Below are 24,144 nucleotides of genomic sequence, written 5' to 3' on the forward strand. Positions count from 1 at the left end.
CAGTCTACGGACACTCCCTGATGCAGCGGGGACGCTGGGAACCGAGGCGGGCGGATGAGTGCCGTCATGCACGCGTAGCGGCTTTCAGACGGCGCGTCCGGGCAAGTAGGCTGAATTCTTGTGAAGGTTCTCGTTGTTGGCCCCGGCGGCCGCGAACATGCCATTGTCCGTTCCCTGCTGGCTGATCCCTATGTTTCCGAGGTCCACGCGGCCCCCGGAAACGCCGGAATCGCCCAGATTGTTCCGGTCCATTCCCTCAACGCCAGCGACCCCGCCGCAGTCACGGAACTGGCTGTGCGGCTCGGAACCGACCTCGTCGTCGTGGGGCCTGAGGCACCGCTTGCCGCGGGGGTCTCGGACGCGGTGCGTGAGGCAGGGATCCCTGTGTTTGGTCCTTCCAAAGAGGCGGCACAGCTTGAGGCCTCAAAGGCTTTCGCAAAGCAGGTGATGGCGGCTGCGAACGTTCCCACGGCGATGGCGCGCGTCGCGGCGAACGCCGACGAAGCAGCCGACGCCCTGGACACCTTCGGCGCCCCGTACGTCGTGAAGGACGACGGGCTGGCTGCAGGCAAGGGAGTGGTGGTGACCTCCGACCGCGGCGACGCCCTGGCCCACGCTGCTGCCTGCTTCGACGCGGGAGGCACGGTGGTGATCGAGGAATACCTCGACGGCCCGGAAGTTTCCCTTTTTGTCCTTTCCGACGGCCGGCACGTGGTTCCGCTGGCACCCGCCCAGGACTTCAAGCGGATCTTCGACAACGACGAGGGACCCAACACCGGCGGCATGGGAGCCTACTCTCCGCTGGAGTGGGCCCCGGCCAACCTTGTGGACGACGTCATTGCCCGCGTTGCCCAGCCCACGGTGGACGAAATGGCAGCCCGGGGCACGCCATTTGTGGGCGTCCTGTATTGCGGACTGGCGCTCACCTCCCGCGGCATGCGGGTGATCGAGTTCAACGCACGCTTCGGGGATCCGGAAACGCAGGCCGTGCTGGCCCGGCTGAAGACCCCGCTCGGCGGCCTGCTTCTGGCAGCAGCCAAGGGCGAACTGGACGCCATGGAACAGCTGAAGTGGGATCCCCGCACAGCAGTCGCCGTCGTCGTCGCCTCGGAAAACTATCCCGATGCGCCGCGCACCGGCGACCCGATCCTCGGTCTCGTGGAAGCGGAAGCGATCGACGGCGTGCACGTATTGCACGCCGGCACGTCGCTTGAGGCGAACGAGATTGTCAGTGCCGGGGGACGCGTCCTGGCAGTCGTCGCGCTGGGGGAGGATCTGACGCAGGCCCGGAACCTCGCCTACGCCGGTGTGTCCGAGATCGGCTTGGAAGGCTCGCAGCACCGCACTGACATTGCACTGAAGGCGTCCCGCAGCGAAATCGTGGTTCCTGCCGGAAGCGCCGGCGTCGACAACGAAAAGGGCCTCCTGTGAGCGCCGCTCCGCAGCTGCAGGGCTGGAAGCACATCTATTCGGGCAAGGTCCGCGACCTCTACGTTCCCGAGGGTCCGGATGCCGCCGAAGACCGCGTGCTGGTGGTAGCCAGCGACCGGATCAGTGCCTACGACCATGTCCTGGCCAGCACGATTCCGGACAAGGGGCGCATCCTGACGCAGCTCAGCCTGTGGTGGTTCGACCAGCTGGGTGACATCCCCAACCATGTGATTTCCGCCGATGAAGGTGTGCCGGCCGAGGTGGCCGGCCGGGCAATGATCTGCAAAAAGCTGGCAATGTACCCGGTTGAGGCCATTGCCCGCGGGTACCTCACCGGATCGGGCCTGGCTGAGTACCGTACGTCGCAGACGGTATGCGACGTGCCGCTGCCGCAGGGTCTGGTAGACGGGTCGCGGCTGGAGCCCGCCATCTTCACCCCGTCCGCGAAGGCTGAAGTGGGCGAGCATGACGAGAACATCAATTACGACGCCGTCGTTACGGCTGTCGGCGCGGAAACCGCAGCGAAAATCCGGGACCTGACCCTTTCGATTTACACGGCTGCCGAGGCCATCGCCCGGGAACGCGGAATCATCCTGGCCGATACCAAGGTCGAGTTCGGCCTGGATCCGTCCACGGGTCTGGTGACCCTGGGCGATGAGGTGCTGACCCCGGACTCCTCGCGCTTCTGGGATGCCTCCCTGTACGAGCCCGGGAAGCCCCAGCCGTCCTTCGACAAGCAGTACGTCCGGGACTGGCTGACCTCCGCCGAGTCGGGCTGGGACAAGGCCTCCGATACGCCTCCGCCCGCCCTGCCGGCCGACGTCGTCGAGCGCACCCGCGCCCGCTACGTGGAGGCCTACGAGCGTCTGACCGGAAAGGCGTTCGCCTAAGTGCACCTGACCTTCCGGAGCCTCAGCCCCGGAAGGTCAGGTGCACGACTCCGCTTTCCGCTGTTTCCGCCATCACGTCGTAGGCGTCTTCCAGGCCGCGGAGACCGTCCCACAGGTTGATGCCGCGGCCCAGCAGGATCGGCGTGATGCCAACGTGCAACTGATCAACGAGGCCAGCTTCCAGGAACGACTTGACCACCGTGGGACCTCCGCCTACCCGAATGTCCCCGTCGCCGGCAGCGTCCAATGCCTTTTCCAAGGCCTCCTCCGGGGAAGCGGTGATGAACTCGAAGCGGGTCCCGTTGGCCATTTCCAGCGGCGGGCGCGGCGTATGCGTCAGGACATAGACGGGGACCCGGAACGGCGGCTCGTCTCCCCACCAGCCCTGCCAATCCGGATCGTCGGGAAAGTTGTGCAGGCCGAACATCCCGGCCCCCATGATTTCCGCGCCGATCTGGTCAAAGTAGGCCTCGGCGTACTTGTCGTCCACGCCGGTGGTCCCTTCGCCCCCGGTCTCGTGCAGCACGCGCTCCCGAAAGGTCCGGGTGGCGACGTACGGGCCGACCAGCCGCCCCCAGTCCTGGCCGAACGGATGTTCGGGGGTCTGGTCCGTTGTGGTGGCGTATCCGTCGAGGGAAATGTTCAAATCAACACGAACAGCCATTGGAGCCTCCTGGGCGGCTGGGCAGAAAGTGAATTCGAGCTTACAGGCGGCGTTTCCTCCGTCAAGGGCCCATCACTCCGACGGGGACTGAGCCGCCGCAGGGCAGCAAAAAGGGCCCATCAAAAATGATGGACCCTTCTTCGATTTGGTCGGGGTGACAGGATTTGAACCTGCGACCTCGTCGTCCCGAACGACGCGCGCTACCAAGCTGCGCCACACCCCGTAACCACTGCCTGGCCGAAGGTTTCCCTCCCGGCGAAGCAACTTTACAAGTGTACTCGACAGGGGCCGGGAGCGCGAAATTGGGGTCCGTCCCGGCGGAACACTCAGACGAGGGAGTCCTGCCACGCCGCATTGAGCGCAGCAAAACTTCCGGTGCCGCGGGTCAGTTCCGTAGGCGTGCCGTCTTCGACGACCTCCCCGGAGTCCATCACCAGCACCCGGTCCGCAATCTCGACGGTGGAAAGCCGGTGCGCGATGATCAGCGCGGTCCGGTTGCCCAGCAGGGACTTCAAACCCTGCTGGACCAGCCGTTCGCTCGGAATGTCCAGCGAGGACGTCGCTTCATCCAGGATGAGCACCGCCGGATCGGCCAGGAACGCCCGGGCGAAGCTGATCAGCTGCCGCTGGCCTGCCGAAACCCGGCCGCCGCGCTTGTTCACGTCTGTGCTGTATCCCTCCGGAAGGGACGCGATGAAGTCGTGTGCCCCCACGGCCCGGGCAGCGCTCTCGATGTCCTGCTGCGAGGCGCCCGGTTTGCCCAGGGCAATGTTTTCGGCCACGGTGCCGCTGAACAGGAACGCTTCCTGGGTCACCATGACGACGGCGCGGCGCAGGTCCCGCTGCGTGAGGTCCCGCAGGTCCACCCCGTCGAGCAGCACTGTTCCGGACGACGGGTCATAGAAGCGGGCTATCAGCTTGGCCAGGGTCGATTTGCCGGCACCGGTCTGGCCGACCAGGGCCACCGTCTGTCCGGCGGGAAGGTGCAGGTCCATCCGCGGCAGGATCAGCGGGCCGTCACCGTACCGGAACTCCACGCCGTCGAACCTGATGTCTCCCTTGGCTTCCTTGAGTTCCACGGGGTTCCTGGGCGGACGCACGGTGGGAACTTCCTCCAGCAGTCCCGAGACCTTCTCCAGGGCGGCCGAGGCGGACTGGAACGAGTTGTAGAACATGGCCATCTGGTCCACGGGCTGGAAGAAGCGCTTGGCGTACAGCAGCAGTGCCAGCAGCGCGCCGACTTCCAACCCGCCGTCGAGCACCCGGTAGCCGCCAACCAGGAGCACCAGCGCCACGGTGGAATTCCCAATGAACATCAGGCCCGGCTGGAACACACCGTTGAGGTTGATCGACCGCAGCGTGGCCTTCCGGTAATCCTCGGCCAGCTCATCGTTCTTCCGGGCGTTGACCTTCTCCCGCCGGAACGCCTTCACGGCGCGGATGCCGGTCATCGTCTCAATGAAATGCACGATCAGCCTGGCGGAGGTGACCCGGGAGGCGCGGTAGGCGATCTGGGAACGCTTCTGGTACCAGCGCGTGAGCAGGTACATGGGCACAAAGGCCACGCCGAGCAGCACGCCGGTGCGCCAGTCCAGGGCGAAGATGCTCACCGCGACGAAAGCCATGTACATGGCCCCGGACGCGAGCGAACTGATGCCCGAATCGAGAAGTTCGCGCAGCGCCTCCAGATCTGACGTCTGGCGCGAAATGATCCGCCCGGAGGTATAGCGTTCGTGGAATTCCAGGCTGAGGCGCTGGGTATGCCGGAAAACGCGCAGGCGCAGGTCCAGCAGCATGGCCTGGCTCAGCTGCGCCGTTGAACGGACATAACCTGCGGTCAGGGCTGCGGCCAGAACCGCGGCGAGCAGGTACGTTCCGCCGGAGGCCAGGAGCGGGAAGGAGTCACCCGCCTGCAGCGCCGGAAGGGCATGGTCGATTCCGTAGGCAATAATCGCCGGGCCGGCTACCCGGGCGGCCTGGGAGATGACCACCAGGGCGATCGTGAGGATAAACCGGCCCCGGTTGGGCTTCAGCAGGGACCCCAGCAGTGCCAGGGACCGGCGCCGGACTGCCTGGTTTTCGGACCGGTCAAGGTTGACGTTGTCCTCCCCGGCGGTGCCGGAAGGAACACTGCTGTTCGCCGGGACGGAAGCAGCTCCCCGGCGGATGCTGAACCGGCTCACAGGACCACCCCGTCTTCGTCTTCGGTTTCAAGCCGGCTGTCCAGGTCCTGCGGCTCCGCCGGAAGGCTGGCGATCACATGCCGGTAATGCTCGTTGGCGGCCAGCAGCTCGGCGTGGGTGCCCACGGCGGAGATGCGGCCGTTTTCCATCAGCGCCACGCGGTCGGCCAGCGAGACCGTCGACGGGCGGTGTGCCACCACCAGGGTCGTGGTGTCGGCCAGGACCTCGCGAAGACGGTGCTCGACGAGTTCTTCGGTGCGGACGTCCAAAGCGGAGAGCGGGTCATCCATGATCAGGAGGCCCGGCCGGGCAGCGATCGCCCGCGCCAATGCCACGCGCTGGCGCTGCCCGCCGGAAAGGCTCAGTCCTTCCTCGCCGATCAGGGTGTCAGCACCCTGGGGGAGCGAGTACACGAACTGGGCCTGTGCCACGTCCAGTGCCTCGCGGAGCAAGAGGTCCGCCTCGGCGTCGCTGGCAGGATCCGCTCCCAGGAGCACGTTGTCCCGCACCGAGCTGGAGAACAGCGTGGTGTCCTCGAAGGCAACGGCCACAATGGACCGGAGGTCTTCCAGCCGGTAATCCCGCACATCGGCGCCGTCGATCCGGATGCTGCCCGCCGTGACGTCGTAAAGCCGCGGGACCAGCTGCAGCAGGGTGGACTTTCCGCTGCCGGTAATGCCGACCAAAGCCATGGTTTCACCGGCGCGAAGGTCAAGGCTGACGCCGTCGAGCACATCCGGCCGCTCCGGGGCTGCATCCGGATAGGCGAAGTGCACGTCGTCGAACGAAAGCTGCCCGTGGACTTCGGCCGGGCGGCAGGGTTGTTCAGGATCAGTGATGGTGCGTCTGGCGTCCATGACTTCGAAATGCCGGTCAATCGCTGTCTTTGCCGTCAGGGTCATGGAGAGCAGCGGGCCCATGGACTCCACCGGTCCGGCGATCACGGCGGCAGTGGCAAAGAACGCGACCAAAGCTCCGATGCTGACCTGGCCGCCGTCGACCAGCAGGATCCCCAGGACCAGGGAGACAGCCAGCGCCGCCTCTGGAAGCAGCGTCACCACCAGGGAGAACTTGGCCAGGGAGTTGGCCTTGTAGACCTCGGTCTGGCGGAGCCCTTCGGCCTGTTCCTCGAAGGCGTCGAGCGCTTCGGAGCTGCGGCCGAACGCCTTCAGCACCCGGATGCCGTGGACTGACTCTTCCACGGTGGTGGCCAGGTCTCCCGCCTGGTCCTGGCTCTGCCGCGAGACCCGTCCGTAGAACCGGCGGAAGCGGAAGCCGTAAATGATGATCGGAACGGCCGCGACAAGGAACACGAGGGCCAGCTGCCAGGCGGTGAAGAACATGATGGTGACGCCGATGAGCACGGTCAGGGCAGTGACGATGAGCATCATGGCACCGAACGCCATCCAGCGGCGGATCAGGTTCAGGTCGCTCATGGCCCGCGAGAGCAGCTGCCCGGAGCCCCAGCGGTCATGGAAGGCAACGGAAAGATCCTGCAGGTGCCGGTAGAAGGATGTCCGAAGGCTGGTCTCCACAGTCGTTGACGGCGCGATCGCGAACTGGCGGCGGAGGGCCACGAAAACAGCCTCGAGCGATCCGAGCAGCAGCACGATCCCCGTTGCCCACCACAGGGCAGGCACCGAGCCCCCGGGTTCCAGGTAGGAGTTCACCAGTACCCGCAGCACCTGGGGGATGGCCAGGGCAACGACGCTTGCGCCCAGTGCGCAGAGGAACCCCAGGAACAAGCGCGGAAGGATCGGCCTGACATGCGGGTACAGACGGCCCAGGGATTGGAGCAACGTTGTCTGCCGGGGCATTAATCCTCTTCGAGCTCGCAGTGGTCCGCGCCGGGGCAGCGGACCGGATACCGCTCAATCGTAGGCCACGGCATCCCCTCGGGACGACGGCGCCGGCCACTTTCCGCCCTTCCCGCCGAGAGGCCAGTTACGGCTGGTTTCAGCGCCCTAAGGAGCCGTAACTGGCCTCTCGGCGGGGGTGAGGGTGAGCAGGACTGCTTCCGGGCGGCAGGCGAAACGCACCGGAGCGAACCGGGAGGTGCCGATTCCGGCAGACACGTTCAGCGGGACCGTGCGGCCGTGGTGCTCCCAGTCGGTCAGTCCCTTGGCCCGCCAGGTCGGCAGGTCACAGTTGCTGACCAAGGCGCCGTAGCCCGGAATGCAGACCTGCCCGCCATGCGTGTGCCCGGCCAGGATGAGCTGCGCTCCGCCGTCGGTGAAGTAATCCAGGACCCGCTGGTACGGGGCATGGGCGACGCCGATGCGCAGGTGGCGGGCGGAATCCGACGTCGAACTGCCCGCCGGGAAGCCCGCGTAGCGGTCCCGCTTGAGGTGCGGATCGTCGACGCCGGAGAAGTCCAGCCGCATGCCGTTCAGGACCAGGGACTGGTTCCGGTTGGCCAGGCCCACCCAGCCGGCGTTGCCAAACGCGGAGAACATTTCACCGAACGGCAGCTTGGCGGGGTTCTTCCGCAGCTTGGACGGCGACGTGAAATAGGTAAACGGGTTCTTCAGCACCGGCGCGTAATAGTCATTCGAGCCAGGCACAAACACCCCCGGGAACCGCAGCAGCGGTTTCAGCGCCTCCAGCAGCGGCGGTACCGCTTCCAGATGGCTGAGGTTGTCCCCGGTGTTGACCACGAGATCCGGCTCAAGGTCCGCCAGCGACTGCAGCCAGCGGGTCTTGCGTGCCTGCCCGGGGACGTAGTGGATGTCGGAAAGATGCAGGACACGCATCGGCTGGCTGCCCGGAGGCAGGACAGCGACCTCCTCGGTGCGGATGCTAAAGAGGTTGCGCTCGATGAGAGATCCGTACGCGAAGGCACCTGCACCGGCGGCGGCTGCGCTGCCGGCTGCCCAGGCCGCGGTTTTCAGGACGGAATGTGTTGTCGCAGCCAAGGTCAGTCGTCGTTGTTCTGGTTGTTGCCGTTGTTGCCGCGGTTGTCCCGGTTCGGGGCGGGAGCGCTGGGCCGAGGCGGCGCGGGGGCCTGACCAACGACGTTTGCGGGCGGGTTGGCAAACGGGTTGGCGCCGTACTGGCCCGGTACCCGCTGGATGAAGTTCTTCCAGGACGGACCGGCGATGAGCGAACCGTCAATCTCGGGGTAGATCCGTCCGCCAATCAGCTTGTCCGACATGGAGGTGTTGTTGGCCTTCCAGTTGCCGATCCAGGAGGCAGTGGAGAGACCGGTGCTGTAACCCATGAACCAGGTCTGCGAACGGAAGTCGTTGGTGCCGGTCTTGCCTGCAATCGGAACACCGACCTGGAGGTTGATGCCGGAACCTGCTGTCATCACCCGCTGGGTCGCCATGTTCACGCCCTGGGCAACTTCCTTGCGCATGACCTGGCTGCAGCTCTGCTCGGGAACCGGAAGCTCTTCTCCGTCGCTGGTCTTGACCGAAACCAGGGCGCGGGGCTCGCACATCAGGCCTTCGGCAGCGAAGGTCGCGAATCCGGTGGCCATGGACAGCGGGGAAGCGTCTCCGCCGCCGCCAAACGTCGACGGCGGGTCGACGGAAAGCATCTCGCGTTCCCCGTCAGCGCCCTTGCCGTTGTGCACGCCGGCCGCGAAGGCCATTTCCTGGAACTTGCACAGGTCCAGCTCACGGGCTTCGGCCAGGGTGATGGTGTTGAAGGACTGGGCCAGGCCCTCAAGCACGGTGGTGGTGCGGTAGTTTGTGTCGCCGTAGTTGATGGGGGTCCAGGGCTCGGTGCTGACGTAGGCCCCGCCATAGCAGCTGGCGTTCCAGCGGGTACCGGCCGGGTACGTGCGCTTGTTGCCGTTCAGGGTCGCGTTGAGCGTCTTGCCGGAGTCCAGCCAGGCAGCGACGGTGAAGGGTTTGTACGTCGAGCCGGGCTGGAAACCTCCCAGGCCGTTGAGGTACTTGGTGGGGTCGCCGTCCTGGTAGACGTCCACGTTGAAGTTCTGCACTGAGTTTCCCGGCGCGAGTTCCGGGGTGTAGCGGGTGTTCTGCGCCATGACCAGGATCTTGCCTGTGCCGGGCTCCACGCTGACCATGGAATGACCGATTTCCGCGTCGGTGGTGTCCGGGTTCGCGGTTTCGTTGATGGCAGCCTGGGCCGCGTTCTGGAGCGTGGGGTTAAGCGTGGTGGTGATGCTCAAGCCACCGCGGTAGAGCAGCTTCTCCCGGTCCTCCCGCTCGGCTCCGTAGGCCGGGTCGTTGAGGATCAGATGCTCGACGTAGTCACAGAAGTACGGTGCCTGCACCGCGCCCACACAGTTGTTGGGCACCGGGGTCAGGTTCAGTTCCATGGGAGTGGCGACGGCGGCGTCGTGTTCCTCCTGGGTAATGCGGCCCTTGTCCAGCATGGCGTCCAGCACCAGGTTGCGGCGGGCCAGCGAACGCTCCGGATTCAGCTCCGGGCTGTAGTAGGTGGGGCCGTTGACGACGCCGGCAAGCAGGGCGGCCTGGGCGATGCTCAGGTCCTTCGCCTCGACGTTGAAGAAGTACTTGGAAGCTGCCTGCACGCCGAAAGTCTTCCCACTGAACGGCACGATGTTGAAGTAGCCCTCAAGGATTTCTTCCTTGCTGAGTTCCTTTTCCACGGCAATGGCCAGCTTGACCTCGCGCAGCTTGTCCCCAATGGTCTTCTGGCCGCTGAAGACAACCTCCCCGCCTTCCTGCAGGTTGGTGTCGATGATGACGTTGTTCACATACTGCTGCGTGATGGTCGATGCGCCGCGGGTCCGGTCGGACGTCACGTTGGAGACCACGGCACTGAAGATGCCTTGGAGATCGACGCCGCCGTGTTCGTAATAGCGGTCGTCCTCGATCGCGAGCATGGCGTCGATCATGTTCGGGGAAATCTGGTCCAGCGTGACGGGCTGGCGGTTCTCCTCATACAGCGTGGCAATCAGTGAACCGTCGCTGGCGTAGATGCTGGACGGTTGGGCCAGGGCTCCGCGCTGCAGTTCCGAAGGGAGCTGGTCGAAGAACTGGATGGAACCGGATGCAGCGGTTCCTGCGGCAGCAGCGGCCGGAACCAGCAGGCCGGCGGCGAGGACGCCGCACAAGGCGCTCACCCCAAAAAAGGCGACGATCTTGCCCAGAGTGGTAGCCGTGTCAAAAAAAGGAGATTTGCTAGCTGCCATGCCGATCAGTCTACAAGCACGCGCTAGTCTTTGGATCATGAGCAAATGGGAATACTTCATTACACCGCTGCCTTTGCACACCCCCGGTGCCGTGCTGAACATGCACGGTGAAGAAGGGTGGGAGCTGGTGCAGATCACCCCCGCCCCGAACGGCACCGGATCCGTGGCGTACATGAAACGGGAGAAGGCCTAGTGAGCGCCGGCCCCGAGGCCGTATCCGCCGTCGAGCAGCGGCTGGCGGAACTGGGCCTGGAACTTCCGGGCGTAGCTGCACCAGTGGCTGCCTACGTTCCGGCGGTCGTGACGGGCAACCACGTGTACACCTCGGGGCAGCTTCCCTTCATTGACGGAAGGCTGCCCGCCGCAGGAAAGGTTGGGGCAGGGATCTCCGCCGAGGACGCCAAGGCTTATGCGGCACGCTGCGCCGTCAATGCGCTGGCCGCGATCAAGGCGCAGATCGGTGATCTGGACCGAGTGACCAGGATCGTGAAGGTGGTCGGCTTCGTAGCCTCGGATCCCTCCTTTACCGGACAGCCGGGAGTCATCAACGGTGCCTCCGAACTGCTCGGCCAGGTCTTCGGCGAGGCAGGCAGCCATGCCCGCTCCGCCGTCGGCGTCGCCGTCCTTCCGCTGGATTCCCCGGTGGAAGTGGAAGTGATCGCGGAATTTGCCTAGTTTTCCCACTCGTCTTTTCCCGCTGCCGCCCGCCCAGCAGGCGGCAGCGGAAAGCTGGTTTGAGCGAGGCGAGGGCACCCCCCGCAAGCCGCGTGCCGCGTCGTCAGTGCTCCTCCTGCGTGATGCCCGTGAGGGCGCCGAGGTTTTCCTGCGGTACCGCAGGGGCGATTCACCGCTGGGGAAGATCGCCTTTCCCGGCGGGAGCCTGGAGGAAACCGACGGAGACCAGGTGCCCTGGTTCGGTCCCACGCCGTCGGAGTGGGCCAAGGCACTGGGGATGGACGACCACCAGCAGGCCATGCGCCATGTGGTGGCAGCGATCCGGGAACTCTTCGAAGAGACCGGGATCCTGCTGGCCGGGGCAGATGCCTCCACCCTGCTGGAAAGCAACCGGGGCCCCGAATGGATGGCTGCGCGGGAAGGCATAGCATCCGGAGAGAAATCCTTCCCGGCACTTCTTACCCGGAGGGGGCTCGGGCTCCGCACCGACCTGCTCCGTCCGCTCTCCCACTGGGAAACGGCCGACTTCGCACTGCGCCGCTTTGATACGTATTACTTTGCGGCCGTCCAGCCGCTGGGGCAGGAAGCCTCCCTGCTGGAGGGCAAGGGGATCTGGGGCAAATGGTGCATCGCGGCGCGCGAATTTGAAGGCCGGCAGACGACGGCGCTGGGCGACGAAGTGGGCCAGCCGGACACGGTGGGCCTGACCCTGGAGCAGCTCACTGTCCCGTCAGTGCAGCTGATGCTCGAGAAACTGGCCAAGGCCAAGGGGTGTATCGCTTATCTGGCGCATCGCCGGCCAAACACTGTGCACCAGCCTGAGCTCGTGAAGGACGACGACGGCGTCTACGTGCTGCGCGTGTCCGGCAACGACGCGGCGGAAGGCGCGGGACAGCGCGGCCGCTGATCCGGACCCGATGCACGAAAAAAGGCACTGTTTCCAGCGGAAACAGTGCCTTTTTACTGGCGGGTCCTAGCGGGACCGCTGGCGCAGCCGCTGCACGTCCAGGATGACGACGGCGCGGGCTTCGAGCCGGAGCCAGCCGCGCTGGACGAATTCCGCGAGTGCCTTGTTCACGGTTTCACGTGAGGCACCGACAAGCTGGGCCAGCTCTTCCTGGGTCAGCTCGTGGGCCACGAGAATGCCGTCTGTTGCCGGACGGCCGAAGCGGTCGGCAAGGTCCAGCAGCGCCTTGGCAACGCGGCCCGGAACGTCGGAGAAGACCAGGTCGGCCAGGGATTCGTTGGTCCGGCGCAGGCGGCGGGCCAAGGCCTGCAGCAGCTGTACCGAGACCTCGGGACGGGTTTCGATCAGTGCCCGCAGGTTGTCATGGCGCAGGCCGGCGAGACGGGTCTCGGATACAGCCGTCGCCGTTGCAGTGCGGGGGCTGGGATCAAAAAGGGCCATTTCGCCGAAGAGTTCACCCGGGCCAAGAATGGCCAGCAGGTTTTCGCGGCCGTCGGGTGCCGATCGCCCCAGCTTGATCTTTCCGGACACGATGAAATACAGCTGGTCGCCCTGATCACCCTCGCGGAAAACAGAGGCTCCGCGGGACAGATCGACCTCGGTGAGCTCGGCAGTCAGTGCGGCGAAGACGTCGTCTCCCAGTGAGGCGAACAAAGGCGCGCGGCGCAATACCTCGATATCCATGAAATCTCCTGTAAATAGTTGTCGCTTCTATTATCTTGCCGCACAGGAGAGCCATGTGACAGCCGTAATAGCCTTGTTCGCGCTCGGATGATAAAACGGGCCGCCGGTTGTGGCCCGGGCAACACCGCCGTTCAAACGCCGGCGCGGGCCGCTAGACTCGGGATGCCAAGGGCTATCTGGCGGCCGCACGTGTACTTACATCTTATTGGAGCTCTTTGTGCTCGGACTCACCGTTCTGGACATCGTCCTGCTGCTGGCGCTGCTTTTCTACCTCCTGGCAGGCCTGCGCAACGGTCTTGCGGTCAGTCTCGGCGGCATCGTGGGATTCGTGGCGGGTGCCATAGCTGCCTTCTTCGCGATCCCGCTGGTCTCCGGCTGGGTCCCCGATGAGACGTGGCGGCTTGTTGCCGTGATCGCCACCGCAGTCGTCCTGGTCCTCGTGGGCCACGCCGCCGGGGCTGCCCTGGGTGCCGGAGTCCGCCGCTGGTTCAACTTCGCCCCGCTGCGTGCCCTGGACCGTATTCTCGGCGGTGCCCTGAACGTGGTCGTCGCCGCTGTGGTGATGTCGATGCTGGCCTTCAGCATCGCAACCCTGGGCATGCCCCTGCTGTCGCAGCAGATTGCTGCCTCGCGGGTCCTGGCGGCGATCGACTCGGCGACCCCGGATCCGGTGAAGACCTGGGCCGCCCAGATCCGCTCCTTCACGATTGATGAGGGGCTGCCGCGGATACTGGACAGCACGGCGCCGGAAGCTGTTGAAGCGCCCACCGAAGGGATCAGCTCAGAGGCCCTGACGGCGTCGTCCGCCTCCGTCCTGAAGATCACCGGAACAGCTTTCCAGTGCGGCCAGAACCAGACCGGTTCCGGCTTTGTAGTCGCTGATGACCGGGTCATCACCAACGCGCACGTCGTTGCCGGAGTCAGGGAGCCCGTGGTCCAGGTGCCGGGCGGAGGAGTCTTGCCGGGACGCGTGGTGCACTTTGACCCGGCGCGGGACCTCGCCGTGATCGCCGTCGAGAACCTGGACGCCGAACCGATCGCGCTGGGAGAACAGCTGCCGAACGGGACGACCGCGGCGTTTGCCGGATACCCCGCAGGCGGTCCCTTCCAGCTGCAGCCGGCCACCGTCCAGAACCTCGGCGACGTTTCGGTCCGCAGCATCTACGGCACCTCGCCCGAGGTCCTGGAGGTCTACACACTTGCCGCCAATGTGCAGCAGGGCAACTCCGGGGGACCCCTGCTGGACATTGACGGACGGGTGGCAGGAGTGATCTTCGCGAAGACCACCGGAGACCAGCCGATTGGCTACGCGCTCTCGCTCGCAGAGCTCGGGCCGATCGCCGACGCCGCCCCAAGCTACCGCAGCGGTGTGTCGGCGGGGGAGTGCATCAGCGAGTAGCCGCTGCTAGGACTGCACGCCCTGCGGGTCCAGCGTCGCGGCGAGGTAGTCCACTGCCATCCGGTAGCCCTGGATTCCGGCTCCGCAGATCACGACCTCGGCAACCGCCGAGACGAAGGAATGGTGGCGGAACTCTTCGCGCTTGTGGATATTGCTCAGGTGCACTTCCACCACCGGAAGGCCGACGCCGGAGAGCGCATCGCGCAGGGCCACGGAGGTGTGGCTGTATGCAGCCGGGTTGATGATGATCGCGTCGGCCAGCCCCGGCGCTCCGTGGATCGCGTCGATCAGGTCGCCCTCATGGTTGGACTGGATGCAGTCAGCAGTCCAGCCGTGGGCTTCGGCCGCGGACATGGCGGTGGCCTCGACGTCGTCGAGCGTGTGCGTGCCGTACACCGCCGGTTCGCGGGTGCCCAGCAGGTTCAGGTTCGGTCCGTTCAGGACCAGCAGATTGCGAGTCGGTGTAGTCATGGGATCAACTATGCCGCAACGGCCGTGGCCGGTTCAGTCTGTGACCTCGCCTTGATCATCCGGGCAGCACCCAGCGCACCGGCAATGGTCACCAGCGACATCAGCGCCAACACCGCGCCCGGGTGCCACCAGGCGGCTCCGGTCGCATCCGAGAAGACCTGTGTGACCGCAGGCGTGAAGCCGGCAAGGATCCCTGCGAAGCTGTAGGCGACCGACATGGCGGTGAAACCGGTGCGGGCCGGGAACAGATCCGCCATCAAACCGCCGAGCGCAGCCCAGGCCGCGGTCGGAGCGATTCCGCCGATCAGGATGGTCAGGATGTAGACCGGCTGGTTGGCGATGCTGATCAGGTAGTACAGCGGGAAGGAAATCAGCAGTGTCGCGGCTGCGCCGGCGGCGACCACCTTGGCCGAACCTATCTTGGTGGCGAGGTAGCCGAAGGCAGGAATCGTGGCGAGCTGCAGCACCGAGCCGACCAGTGCTGCGTTCAGGACCGTTGATTGGGAGAGCCCCAACTCGGAAATGCCGTACGCCTGCGTGTAGGTGGTCATCAGGAAGTAGGAACCAATACCCAGCAGGGCTGCGGCCATGGCAATGCCGACGGCGGCGGGCTGGGTGCGCAGCACGTCCAGCAGCGGAACGCGTGCCACGTCCTTGTGCTCGGCGACATCCTTGAAGACCGGAGTCTCGTCAATCGCCAGGCGCATGTACAGCGCCACCGCCATGAACGGGAAGGCCAGCAGGAACGGGATCCGCCAGACCCCGGCTTCCATGGCCTCCGGGGAAACCTGGGCCAGGAGGAGGAAGGTGGCCGTGACCATGATGGTGCCGACCGGAGAGCCAATCTGGGGGATCGCGGCGAACAGTGCCCGCTTTTTGGGTTCTGCGTGTTCGCTGGCGATGAGGACCGCTCCGCCCCATTCCCCGCCGACTGCCAGGCCCTGCAGCAGGCGCAGCAGCACCAGCAGCACCGGCGCCCAGATGCCGATGGCGTTGTAGTCGGGGAGCAGCCCGATCACGCCGGTTGCCAGTCCCATCAGCACGATGGTGTAGATGAGCGACTTCTTCCGCCCCACGCGGTCACCGATGTGCCCAAAGAGGATTGCACCGAGCGGCCGGGCCACGAACCCCATGCCGAGGGACAGGAATGCGAGCAGGGTGCCGGTCACCGGGTCCACGTCAGGGAAGAACACCCGGTTCAGGATCAGTGCCGCGGCGGTACCAAAGACGTAAAAGTCGTAGGACTCCAGTGCGGTTCCGACAAACGAAGCGCCGGCAACCTTGCGGGCCATGCGGGCGCGGTGGGCAGGGTTCACTGCTGTGGGGGAAGTAGACACAAGTGCTGATTGTGCTAGGTGTTCCTGTGTTTTGCCAACCGGCCCGCGGGGTGGCTCGTTCAGGGCCGGTTAGCGGAGCGCGGCGCCGGCCGGAAGGTGCGGCTGCAGGACCGCGCGTCCGGCCTGCAGCAGGCTGGGGCCGACGCCTGAGGGATCGGAGACATAACCGTGCACCATGGCCCCGTCCCGGAGCATGACCAGCTGGTCTGCCGCCTGCTGCGGGTCCTCGGCTCCCAATCGAGCGGTGAGGTCAGCTACGAGGCCATGGAACCAGCTCCGGTGGCGCTCCACGGCAGCGCGCACCGGGTGGTCCGCAGCAGGATATTCGGCGGCAGCGTTGATGAACGGGCACCCCCGAAAGCCCGGGCGGCATGCTTCCGTGCCCATGGCGTCCGCAAGGGCAGCCAGTGCCTGGCAGGGATCTGCCGGAAGACGGGAGGCAGCCTCGCGGATCCGGTCCGATTGGGCGTCCAGGTACGCGGCAACCAGATCGTCCTTGGTCGGGAAATGGCGGTAGAAAGTGACCTTCGTGGTCGACGCTGCAGCGATGATCTTGTCGGCGCTGACCGCCCGGATGCCCTCGGCGTAGAACAGCTCGCCGGCAGCTGCCAGGATGCGGTCCCGGACGGGTGGAGTACCTGCGGTGGGTGCCATGACGGGGCTCCTGAGGGATGGCGTTTAGTTGACTTACTAGTTAGTCTACTTGGATGGCGAGGCAAAGCCGCGCTGTTCACGAAGATGTTCCCTACCCCCCAAGGAGTTCCCATGAGTGCCCTTTACACCGCAGTTGGAACCGCCACCGGTGACGGCCGGAACGGCGAAGCCCGGACAAGCGACGGCCTGCTGGCGGTGGATCTGGCTGTTCCACAGGAAATGGGCGGAGCGGGCGGGGCAACCAACCCGGAGCAGCTCTTCGCCGTTGGCTACGCGGCCTGCTTCCACTCGGCACTCAAGATGGTGGCCCGCCAGGCGAAAGCCGAGATCAGCGACAGCGCGGTCACCGCAGAGGTCAGCATCAACCCCAGGGAAGAGGGCGGCTTCCAGCTCTCCGTGGCCCTCCACGTGGAAATGTCCGGTGTGGACCAGCCAACAGCTGACAAGCTCGCCCAGGAAGCACACCAGGTGTGCCCGTACTCCAACGCCACCCGCGGCAACATTGACGTGGAAGTGGACGCCGTCGTCGGCTAGTTCTTCAAACTCAACGAGATAACAGAAACTGCCCGTATCAGGTTCGATACGGGCAGTTTCTGTCATCTCGTTCGAGCGGAGGGCGAAACCTACTTGCGCAGGGACTCCGCAATCTGGGACATCACCGTGTTGTCGGCCAGCGTGCTGGAGTCGCCCGGCTCCCGGCCCTCGGCCACGTCCTTGAGCAGACGGCGCATGATCTTGCCGGACCGGGTCTTGGGCAGTTCGGGAACCACCAGGATGTGCCGCGGCTTGGCGATCGGGCCGATCTCCTTGCCCACGTGGTTGCGCAGCGTGGTGACGATGTCGGCGTCGTCCTTGGCGCTGCCGCGCAGGATCACGAAGGCGACGACCGCTTCACCCGTGGTCTCATCAGTGGCACCAACGACGGCGGCTTCCGCCACCGAGGGGTGGCTGACGAGTGCAGACTCGATCTCCGTAGTGGAGAGCCGGTGGCCGGATACGTTCATGACGTCGTCGACCCGGCCGAGCAGCCAAATGTCGCCGTCCTCGTCCTTCTTGGCGCCGTCGCCGGCAAAGTACATGTTGTCGAACCGGGACCAGTAGGTGTCCTTGAAGCGCTGCGGATCTCCCCAGATGCCGCGCAGCATGGCGGGCCAGGGTTCCTTCACCACCAGGAAACCGCCGGAACCGTTGGGCACCGGCTGACCCATCTCATCCACCACGTCCACGGAGATGCCGGGCACCGGCACCTGGGCGGATCCGGGTTTGGTGGCCGTGACTCCGGGCATTGGAGCAATCATGTGGGCGCCGGTTTCGGTCTGCCACCACGTGTCCACGATCGGGGCAGGGATTTCCTTCTTGCCGCCGTTGCCGCCGATCACCGTGCGGTACCACATCCAGGCTTCGGGGTTGATGGGCTCGCCCACGGTTCCCAGTACCCGGATGGAGTCCAGGTTGAACTTCCCGGGAATGTCCCGCCCCCACTTCATGCACGTGCGGATAGCCGTCGGCGCCGTGTAGAGGATGGACACCTTGTACTTCTCCACCAGTTCCCACCAGCGGCCCTGGTGGGGCGTGTCCGGGGTGCCTTCGTACATCAGCTGCGTGGCGCCGTTGACCAGCGGAGCGTAGGTGACGTAGCTGTGGCCGGTCACCCAGCCGACGTCGGCGGTGCACCAGTAGACGTCGGTCTCCGGCTTGAGGTCGAAGGTGGCGAGGTGGGTGAACGCGGTCTGGGTCAGGTAGCCGCCCGTGGTGTGCAGGATGCCCTTCGGCTTCCCCGTGGTGCCGGAGGTGTAAAGGATGAACAGCGGGTGCTCGGAATCATGCGGTACCGGGGTGTGCTCGGCGCTGGCAGTGGCGACGGCGTCGTCCCACCACACGTCGCGGCCCTCGGACCAGTCCACGGGCTCGCCGTTGCGCTTGACCACCAGGACGTGCTGGACACTGTGGCCGTCCTTCACCAGGGATTCGTCCACGGCCGGCTTCAGCTGGGTGGGCTTGCCGCGCCGGTAGGAACCGTCGGCGGTGACGACGAGCTTCGCTTCGGCGTCGTCGATGCGGCTGCGCAGGGCATCTGCGGAGAAACCGCCGAAGACCACGGAGTGGACGGCGCCAATCCGGGCGCAGGCCAGCATGGTGATGACTGCTTCGGGGATCATCGGCAGGTAGACGGCAACGCGGTCGCCCTTGGAGACCCCGAGCGATTCGAACGCGTTGGCGGCCTTCTTCACCTCTTCGGTGAGCTGCGCGTAGGTGTACGTGCGGGTATCGCCGGGCTCGCCCTCAAAGTAGATGGCGACGCGGTCTCCGCGCCCCTGCTCAACATGGCGGTCCAGCGCGTTGTAGGAAGCATTGAGCTTCCCGCCCACGAACCACTTGGCGAAGGGTGCATCGGTCCAGTCCAGAGTCTGGGAGAAGTCCTCATCCCAGGTCAGCAGGTCCCGTGCCTGGCGGGCCCAGAAGTCCGGTCCGGCGGCTGCGGCGTCCTCGTAAAGTTCAGGCTGTGCCACAGCGGCCGCGGCAAATTCCGCGCTTGGCGGAAAGCTGCGGTGCTCATGGTAGAGGTTCTCCAGTGCGTCACCCTGCTGCTTGACCGGTGGCTGTTCAGACATCTCGGACCCTTTCGGTTGGCTCTCACCCGGCCGCCTTTTCCGGGCTCTCACCCGGCCGGCGGGGTACTGTGCGGTATTTCCCCAACCCTAACCCTGCAGCCGCGGCCCTGTGGCGCCGCTCACATCCGCCTCCGTGAAACGGGGTGTTTATGCGACGAACGGTAGCTCTCGCATGCCGCTCCCGGGGCTGCCCGGGTAGTCTGTCCAACTGGCGGGAACTAGGCTGTCACTGAAAGCAAACCGCTTGTGGCGCCGCCGCGGCGGTGCCTGCACGGTCGGCGCACCCGCCTTCCGGAAGGTTGCTGTCGGAACGGAGACGAGAATGAACCAGCCCCACATCGAAAATGAGGCCCGCAAGGACGCTGATGCACCGGCGCCGAAGCAGCCCTCTGTTGACGGAGGGGCCCACGCCGTAGCCGGCCCCTTCGGAATGCGCGACATCGTGGTTGGCTCAGCTGTCCTGCTGATGCTGATTGGCAGCGTCCTTCCCTTCGCCACGGGAGGCAGGCTCAACCTCTGGTCCGCCTTCTCCCTGTTCTTCGTGGGAATCGGCATCATATTGCCGGTGGCAGTTGCTGGCCTGTTTGTCGCTCGCCGTCTGTCTCCGGGCACACGCCTGCGCGTCGGCTCGCTGTCGCTGGACCAGTTCGCCTCGGTGACTGCAGTGCTTGCCGTCATCTTCTTCTTCCTCCAGCTGGTGTACGTCTTCAGCGTCGGCGCCCTGATCTGCCTCATTGGCGCCATCGCGCTTACAGCAGCCACCACGTTTGCGCCGCACATTCCGCCCTTCGCTGCGGAATTCTCCGGCCGCAAGGAAATCCCCGCCCACCCGATGGCCCGCGAGGCCCTTCCCCTGGTGCGCGCACCCAAGCCTGTCCCTGCTCCCAAGGACGCGGGCCACCCCGCCGGCCAGCCGCAGACCGGTGCCTTCGGACAGTATCCGGACGCCCGCCATGAGGCCGATGCCGGGCAGGCAGCGGGGGCCCGACCAGACGCGGGACGTGTTTCGACTGACCGCGGCGGAGACCACCAGGGCACGCTGAACGCAGGACATCCCGGAGTCGAGCGGGATCACGGTGCGCCCGCTCGTGCAGGGCAGGGCGAGGTCCGTCCCGGCGCTGCGCGAGCTTCCGGCGCCGGAGCTGCGGGCGTTGCCGGGGGTGCCGGTTCCGCTGCCGGTGCTGGCGTTGCCGGGGGTGCCGGTTCCGCTGCCGCTGCTGCGGCAGGAGCTGCTGCGGCAGGAGCCGCGGGTGCGGGCACGCCCCGAACGGGTGCCGTGTCCGGCGAAACTGCTCCTTCGGGTTCCAGTGCGGACCGGCCCGAAAAGGCCCAGGCCCCTGCCACCCAGGATTCCGCCGCGAAGCCTGCGGAGACGCCGGCTCCGGCCGGGCAGGATTCCCTGCCCGCCACCACGGTGAACCCGGCAGTGTCCGCCGGTTCGCCGTCGTCGGGCTTTCCTGCAACTCAGTCCCAGGAATCGATTTCCGCCACACGCGAGGAAAACGAGAACGTTGTCGAGGCATTCTGGTTTGCCGTGGGTACGCCCCGCCAGATTGTTGACGAGCGCACCGGAATGCCGCTGTTCATGTTCTACCCGGGCGACTGGGAACTGGGTCTGGAAGACCGTGGCCACGAATTCCTCGTCCAGGACAAGCGCACCGGCCGCATTGGCGTCCTGCGCGACCTGAGCAACATCGAACGCGTCAGCGACGAAAACTCCGGACACTAAGACCCGGGCAAAGAGCCCCGCTGCCCCTGCGGCCGCGGGGCTCAGCCAACTGCGAAGGACGAATCACCTATGGCAACCGGCAGTGACGCCTCCCTGCTGGCGCGTAAGCGCCGCGCACGAAAGATCAACCGCCTGCTCGGGGAGCTGTACCCCTATGCGGTGGCTGAACTGGACTTCACCAATGCCTTCGAACTGCTGATCGCCACGGTGCTCTCCGCGCAGACCACGGATGTGCGCGTGAATGCGGTGACCCCGGTCCTCTTCGCCCGCTATCCCCATGCCCAGGCGCTGGCGGAGGCCGACGAAGCCGAGCTCCAGGAAATCATCCGTCCAACGGGTTTCTTCCGGGCGAAGTCCGCCGCGATCAAGAAGCTTGCCACGCAGATCGTCGATGATTACGACGGCGAGGTCCCCAACAAGCTCGAAGAGCTGGTGAAACTTGCCGGCGTGGGGCGCAAGACCGCCAACGTGGTCCTCGGCAACGCGTTCGGGGTCCCCGGCATCACCGTGGACACCCACTTCCTGCGGCTGTCCCGCCGGTTTGGCTGGACTGAATCGAAGGACCCGGTCAAGGTTGAGCAGGACGTGGCGGAGCTGTTTGAGCCCAAGGACTGGACACCGCTGTCCAACCGGGTGGTCTTCCACGGCCGCCGGGTCTGCCATGCAAAGAAGCCTGCCTGCGGTGTCTGCGCTGTCGCGCAGTTGTGCCCTTCCTACGGCGAAGGCGAGACGGACCCGGACAAGGCCCGGAACCTGCTGAAATACGAGCTGGCGCCGGGACGCGAAGAGCTGCTGTCCCGGATGATGGCTTCCGAAACCCGGGCGGAACTCCGCGCCGCGGGATTCGGGCTCGAAGCATGAGCGCCCAGGCTGACTTGGAGGCGTTCGGCGCCCTGGTATCCGACGGCGCCGGCACATTTGGCCGGGACCTGCGGTTTATGACCCGGGCCGTGGATCCTGCGGTTGCCCGGTCCGCAGCGGTGCTGATCCTGTTCGGTGTGCTGGATGAGCATCCGGCCCGCTTCCATGCAGACGCGGTGCCCGATGACCTGGACGTGCTCTTTGTGGAACGAGCGTCCACGCTGAACTCGCATCCCGGCCAGATTGCCTTTCCCGGCGGTGCCGTAGATGATTCCGACGCCGATGCAATCGCTGCCGCCCTGCGCGAAGCGAACGAGGAGACCGGGCTGGATCCCTCCGGTGTGCGGGTCCTCGCTGCGCTGCCTGAAGTGGGGCTGCCGGTCAGCAACTTCCTGGTCACGCCGGTGCTGGGCTGGTGGGACAAACCGACGCCGGTCGATGTGGTGGATGAGGCTGAATCCGCTTCGGTGTTCCGCGTCCCCGTGGCGGACCTGCTGGATCCGGCCAACCGGCGCACCACAGTGGTCGCCCGCGGGGGACAGGTGCACCGCGGGCCGGCCTTCCTGGTGAACGGCGTGGTGGTGTGGGGGTTCACGGCCCTGATCCTGGATGACCTGTTCAACCAGCTCGGCTGGACGCTGCCGTGGGACACCTCCCGGGAAATGGTGCCGGACTTCTAGGCCCTGTTCCCTGGGTTATTTCGCTTCCGCGTAGGAATCCACCACGGTTGTCACCACGGGAAACTCCAGCGGTATCTGGCCGAACAGCAGCGCCGTGGCTTCCGCAGCGGCCGCTGTGACGATCTCCGCGGCCTCGGCTGCGCGTTCCTCGGGCACGTGGAGCATCACTTCGTCATGCAGGAAAAAGACCAGCTGACCCGCTGGAGAGGTACCCGACGCCGCCCGCAGCCGGCGTCGTATCCCCGCCAGCCAGCAGGTGGCCCATTCCGCTGCCGTTCCCTGCACCACGAAGTTTCGCGTGAAACGGCCCCGGGAACGTGCCAGGGCGTCTGCGCGGCGCTGTTCCTCGGCGGAGGCGGTTTGCTGGGAACGCAGCCAGCGTTCAGAGACGGGCGGAGTGCTGCGGCCCAGCCTGGTGGAGACGGTCTTGCCTGCCTCGCCGGCGCGGGCAGCGCGTTCGACGACGTCGATGGCCCGCGGGTAGGTCCGGGTCAGGACCGGCATCAGGCGTCCCGCTTCGCCGCTGGTAGCCCCGTACATGGCGCCGAGCATCGCGATCTTGGCCAGCGACCGGTCGCCATTGAAACCCTGGTCCGCGATCCCCTGATAGAGGTCCTTCCCGCGGGCGGCGGCAGCCAGCACCCCGTCCTGTCCCAGGGCAGCCAAGACCCTGGGCTCCAACTGGGCCGCATCCGCAACCAGGAGTTTGTGGCCCGGATCGGCACGCACAGCACCGCGGACGTTCTTGGGAATCTGCAGGGCACCGCCGCCGCGGGAGGACCACCGGCCGGAGACAACGCCGCCCACCACGTATTCGGTGCGGAACCGTCCCCCGTCGACCCAGTCATCGAGCCAGGCCCAGCCGTTGGAGGAGAGCAGCCGGGAGAGCTTCTTGTAACGCAGCAGCGGTTCGATCGCCGGGTGGTCCTGCTGCTCCAGCTCCCAGGTGCGGGTGGTCCTGACCTCGATGCCGGCGCGGTGCAGTGCGCGGAGCAGTTCCTGCGGCGAATCCGGGTTGAAACCCGGGTTTCCCAGCGCCGCGCGGAGCTCCGCGGCCGCGGCTTCCAGCTTGGCCGGGCGCTGGCCCTCCGGCGGCCGGGGGCCCAGCTGTTCCTCGAGCATGGCTTCGTGCAGGTCCCTGCGCCAGGGGATGCCTGCATGTTCCATCTCCGCCGCCACGAGTCCGCCGGCGGATTCTGCCGCCAACAGCAGTGCCAGCTTGTGGCGCTCGGCGGACCCGGCGACGGCGGTGAGCTGGTCCTGGAGCTCAGCCGTGATGTCTTCGGGCGTGCGGGCGTGGTTCCGGGCGCGGGGATCCTCCCCGCCGTCGAGTCCGTCAAACAGAGAGCCCTGGTCCGGTGCGGGCGGTAGGGGGAGCAGACGGCGGGGAGCGAGGTCCGGTTCGTCGTCCGCGGCGTTGGCGCGCAGCGCGTCCACGTAGGCGGTGGGGGCGGCGTATTCGGAATGGCGCAGGATTTCACGGCACAGGCTCACATCGTGGCTTCGTTCCACGGTGATTCCGGCGGCGAGCAGCGTGCCGTAGGTCTCGCGGGTACGGTCCCATACCCAGCGGACAGGGCGGGTCTCGGCCGCGGCGACCGCCGCCGCAAGGTCAGCAGAAGGCACGAGGGCGGCGGACGCGCTGGGTACGCCGGTTGAGTCGGTTTCCTGCAGCACCCAGGCATGTGCTGCGGGTGCCGGGGCGAGGACTATGTACACGTTCCCATTCTGTCCTGTCCCGGTTCGGCTTCTGGCATCCGGCTCTCCCGGTTCTTT

21 protein-coding genes and 1 tRNA gene are annotated in these 24,144 nt (G+C 66.1%); 10 read left to right on the forward strand and 12 right to left on the reverse strand.

The annotated features are described in order from the left end of the window. The first annotated feature begins 120 nt into the window (after window positions 1-120). Window positions 121-1,431 carry a phosphoribosylamine--glycine ligase gene (gene purD / locus TVB01_RS01415; RefSeq protein ID WP_422453542.1) on the forward strand — a complete coding sequence of 437 codons (1,311 nt, stop codon included), beginning with the start codon at window positions 121-123 and terminating at the stop codon, window positions 1,429-1,431. Next, window positions 1,428-2,321, forward strand: a complete 894-nt coding sequence (locus TVB01_RS01420) for a phosphoribosylaminoimidazolesuccinocarboxamide synthase (RefSeq protein WP_422453544.1) — start codon at window positions 1,428-1,430, stop codon at window positions 2,319-2,321. The genes purD and TVB01_RS01420 overlap by 4 nt, the downstream gene beginning before the upstream one ends. A 22-nt stretch (window positions 2,322-2,343) precedes the next feature. On the opposite strand, the gene TVB01_RS01425 is transcribed toward TVB01_RS01420, so the two are convergent. From TVB01_RS01425 to TVB01_RS01450, 6 genes are all read right to left on the reverse strand, one after another. After that, window positions 2,344-2,985 (reverse strand): dihydrofolate reductase family protein, encoded by a 642-nt coding sequence (locus tag TVB01_RS01425; protein WP_422453545.1) that lies wholly within the window; start codon window positions 2,983-2,985, stop codon window positions 2,344-2,346. A 146-nt stretch (window positions 2,986-3,131) separates the two neighbouring features. Next, window positions 3,132-3,208, reverse strand: a tRNA-Pro gene (locus tag TVB01_RS01430). A 103-nt stretch (window positions 3,209-3,311) separates the two neighbouring features. After that, window positions 3,312-5,153 (reverse strand): ABC transporter ATP-binding protein, encoded by a 1,842-nt coding sequence (locus TVB01_RS01435; protein ID WP_422453604.1) that lies wholly within the window; start codon window positions 5,151-5,153, stop codon window positions 3,312-3,314. An 11-nt stretch (window positions 5,154-5,164) separates the two neighbouring features. Continuing rightward, window positions 5,165-6,985, reverse strand: coding sequence for an ABC transporter ATP-binding protein (locus TVB01_RS01440; RefSeq protein WP_422453547.1), 1,821 nt, complete (start codon window positions 6,983-6,985; stop codon window positions 5,165-5,167). Between the two features lie 147 nt (window positions 6,986-7,132). Next, on the reverse strand, window positions 7,133-8,089 hold the full coding sequence (locus tag TVB01_RS01445; protein WP_422453606.1) for a metallophosphoesterase: 957 nt from the start codon (window positions 8,087-8,089) through the stop codon (window positions 7,133-7,135). After that, the gene (locus TVB01_RS01450) at window positions 8,086-10,299 is read right to left on the reverse strand and encodes a transglycosylase domain-containing protein (protein ID WP_422453549.1); all 2,214 of its coding nucleotides are present in this window, start codon (window positions 10,297-10,299) and stop codon (window positions 8,086-8,088) included. The genes TVB01_RS01445 and TVB01_RS01450 overlap by 4 nt, the downstream gene beginning before the upstream one ends. A 37-nt stretch (window positions 10,300-10,336) precedes the next feature. Here TVB01_RS01450 and TVB01_RS01455 point away from each other — a divergent pair, with 37 nt between their 5' ends. The 3 genes from TVB01_RS01455 to TVB01_RS01465 are packed head-to-tail and all read left to right on the forward strand — an operon-like array spanning window position 10,337 to window position 11,881. Then, window positions 10,337-10,492 (forward strand): DUF4177 domain-containing protein, encoded by a 156-nt coding sequence (locus TVB01_RS01455; RefSeq protein WP_141653630.1) that lies wholly within the window; start codon window positions 10,337-10,339, stop codon window positions 10,490-10,492. Further along, window positions 10,492-10,974 carry a RidA family protein gene (locus TVB01_RS01460; RefSeq protein WP_422453550.1) on the forward strand — a complete coding sequence of 161 codons (483 nt, stop codon included), beginning with the start codon at window positions 10,492-10,494 and terminating at the stop codon, window positions 10,972-10,974. Before TVB01_RS01455 ends, TVB01_RS01460 begins: the two co-directional genes overlap by 1 nt. Next, window positions 10,967-11,881 (forward strand): NUDIX hydrolase, encoded by a 915-nt coding sequence (locus tag TVB01_RS01465; RefSeq protein WP_422453552.1) that lies wholly within the window; start codon window positions 10,967-10,969, stop codon window positions 11,879-11,881. The genes TVB01_RS01460 and TVB01_RS01465 overlap by 8 nt, the downstream gene beginning before the upstream one ends. 66 nt (window positions 11,882-11,947) lie before the next feature. Here the strand turns inward: TVB01_RS01465 and TVB01_RS01470 are convergent, their stop codons facing one another. Continuing rightward, window positions 11,948-12,625: a Crp/Fnr family transcriptional regulator gene (locus tag TVB01_RS01470; RefSeq protein ID WP_227894064.1), complete on the reverse strand. Its 678-nt coding sequence runs from the start codon at window positions 12,623-12,625 to the stop codon at window positions 11,948-11,950. A gap of 217 nt (window positions 12,626-12,842) precedes the next feature. On the opposite strand from TVB01_RS01470, the gene TVB01_RS01475 reads away from it, so the two are divergent. Next, on the forward strand, window positions 12,843-14,024 hold the full coding sequence (locus tag TVB01_RS01475; RefSeq protein WP_422453554.1) for a MarP family serine protease: 1,182 nt from the start codon (window positions 12,843-12,845) through the stop codon (window positions 14,022-14,024). A 6-nt stretch (window positions 14,025-14,030) separates the two neighbouring features. Here TVB01_RS01475 and aroQ read toward each other — a convergent pair whose 3' ends face one another. From aroQ to TVB01_RS01490, 3 genes are all read right to left on the reverse strand, one after another. Then, window positions 14,031-14,495, reverse strand: a complete 465-nt coding sequence (aroQ, locus tag TVB01_RS01480) for a type II 3-dehydroquinate dehydratase (RefSeq protein ID WP_422453556.1) — start codon at window positions 14,493-14,495, stop codon at window positions 14,031-14,033. Between the two features lie 8 nt (window positions 14,496-14,503). Continuing rightward, window positions 14,504-15,832: an MFS transporter gene (locus TVB01_RS01485; RefSeq protein WP_422453557.1), complete on the reverse strand. Its 1,329-nt coding sequence runs from the start codon at window positions 15,830-15,832 to the stop codon at window positions 14,504-14,506. 69 nt (window positions 15,833-15,901) lie between these two features. Beyond that, window positions 15,902-16,486 (reverse strand): TetR/AcrR family transcriptional regulator, encoded by a 585-nt coding sequence (locus TVB01_RS01490; RefSeq protein WP_422453559.1) that lies wholly within the window; start codon window positions 16,484-16,486, stop codon window positions 15,902-15,904. A gap of 111 nt (window positions 16,487-16,597) precedes the next feature. Between TVB01_RS01490 and TVB01_RS01495 the strand changes: the two genes are divergently transcribed. Beyond that, window positions 16,598-17,020 (forward strand): organic hydroperoxide resistance protein, encoded by a 423-nt coding sequence (locus TVB01_RS01495; RefSeq protein WP_422453560.1) that lies wholly within the window; start codon window positions 16,598-16,600, stop codon window positions 17,018-17,020. 89 nt (window positions 17,021-17,109) lie between these two features. Here TVB01_RS01495 and acs read toward each other — a convergent pair whose 3' ends face one another. Beyond that, a complete protein-coding gene (acs, locus tag TVB01_RS01500; protein WP_422453561.1) occupies window positions 17,110-19,098 on the reverse strand; it encodes an acetate--CoA ligase in 1,989 nt (662 codons plus the stop codon). A 322-nt stretch (window positions 19,099-19,420) separates the two neighbouring features. Here acs and TVB01_RS01505 point away from each other — a divergent pair, with 322 nt between their 5' ends. The 3 genes from TVB01_RS01505 to TVB01_RS01515 all read left to right on the forward strand — a co-directional run bounded on the left by TVB01_RS01505 (window position 19,421) and on the right by TVB01_RS01515 (window position 22,368). Then, the gene (locus tag TVB01_RS01505; protein ID WP_422453562.1) at window positions 19,421-20,827 is read left to right on the forward strand and encodes a hypothetical protein; all 1,407 of its coding nucleotides are present in this window, start codon (window positions 19,421-19,423) and stop codon (window positions 20,825-20,827) included. A gap of 69 nt (window positions 20,828-20,896) precedes the next feature. Beyond that, complete coding sequence (gene nth / locus TVB01_RS01510; RefSeq protein WP_422453563.1) at window positions 20,897-21,688, forward strand: endonuclease III; 792 nt, start codon at window positions 20,897-20,899, stop codon at window positions 21,686-21,688. Then, a complete protein-coding gene (locus TVB01_RS01515) occupies window positions 21,685-22,368 on the forward strand; it encodes an NUDIX hydrolase (RefSeq protein WP_422453564.1) in 684 nt (227 codons plus the stop codon). Before nth ends, TVB01_RS01515 begins: the two co-directional genes overlap by 4 nt. Before the next feature lie 15 nt (window positions 22,369-22,383). Here the strand turns inward: TVB01_RS01515 and TVB01_RS01520 are convergent, their stop codons facing one another. Beyond that, window positions 22,384-24,087, reverse strand: coding sequence for a bifunctional 3'-5' exonuclease/DNA polymerase (locus TVB01_RS01520; RefSeq protein WP_422453566.1), 1,704 nt, complete (start codon window positions 24,085-24,087; stop codon window positions 22,384-22,386). Between the last annotated feature and the right edge of the window lie 57 nt (window positions 24,088-24,144).

The sequence above is a fragment of the Arthrobacter sp. 7Tela_A1 genome (assembly GCF_049311065.1).
GTDB lineage: Bacteria > Actinomycetota > Actinomycetes > Actinomycetales > Micrococcaceae > Arthrobacter_B.

Excerpts from the sequence above, each read along its gene's own strand:
- TVB01_RS01515 (WP_422453564.1), top strand. The coding sequence starts at position 21,685 with ATGAGCGCCCAGGCTGACTTGGAGGCGTTCGGCGCCCTGGTATCCGAC.
- TVB01_RS01490 (WP_422453559.1), bottom strand. The coding sequence starts at position 16,486 with ATGGCACCCACCGCAGGTACTCCACCCGTCCGGGACCGCATCCTGGCA.
- TVB01_RS01505 (WP_422453562.1), top strand. The coding sequence starts at position 19,421 with ATGAACCAGCCCCACATCGAAAATGAGGCCCGCAAGGACGCTGATGCA.
- aroQ (WP_422453556.1), bottom strand. The coding sequence starts at position 14,495 with ATGACTACACCGACTCGCAATCTGCTGGTCCTGAACGGACCGAACCTG.
- TVB01_RS01470 (WP_227894064.1), bottom strand. The coding sequence starts at position 12,625 with ATGGATATCGAGGTATTGCGCCGCGCGCCTTTGTTCGCCTCACTGGGA.
- acs (WP_422453561.1), bottom strand. The coding sequence starts at position 19,098 with ATGTCTGAACAGCCACCGGTCAAGCAGCAGGGTGACGCACTGGAGAAC.
- TVB01_RS01450 (WP_422453549.1), bottom strand. The coding sequence starts at position 10,299 with ATGGCAGCTAGCAAATCTCCTTTTTTTGACACGGCTACCACTCTGGGC.
- TVB01_RS01455 (WP_141653630.1), top strand. The coding sequence starts at position 10,337 with ATGAGCAAATGGGAATACTTCATTACACCGCTGCCTTTGCACACCCCC.
- TVB01_RS01425 (WP_422453545.1), bottom strand. The coding sequence starts at position 2,985 with ATGGCTGTTCGTGTTGATTTGAACATTTCCCTCGACGGATACGCCACC.
- TVB01_RS01440 (WP_422453547.1), bottom strand. The coding sequence starts at position 6,985 with ATGCCCCGGCAGACAACGTTGCTCCAATCCCTGGGCCGTCTGTACCCG.
- TVB01_RS01495 (WP_422453560.1), top strand. The coding sequence starts at position 16,598 with ATGAGTGCCCTTTACACCGCAGTTGGAACCGCCACCGGTGACGGCCGG.
- nth (WP_422453563.1), top strand. The coding sequence starts at position 20,897 with ATGGCAACCGGCAGTGACGCCTCCCTGCTGGCGCGTAAGCGCCGCGCA.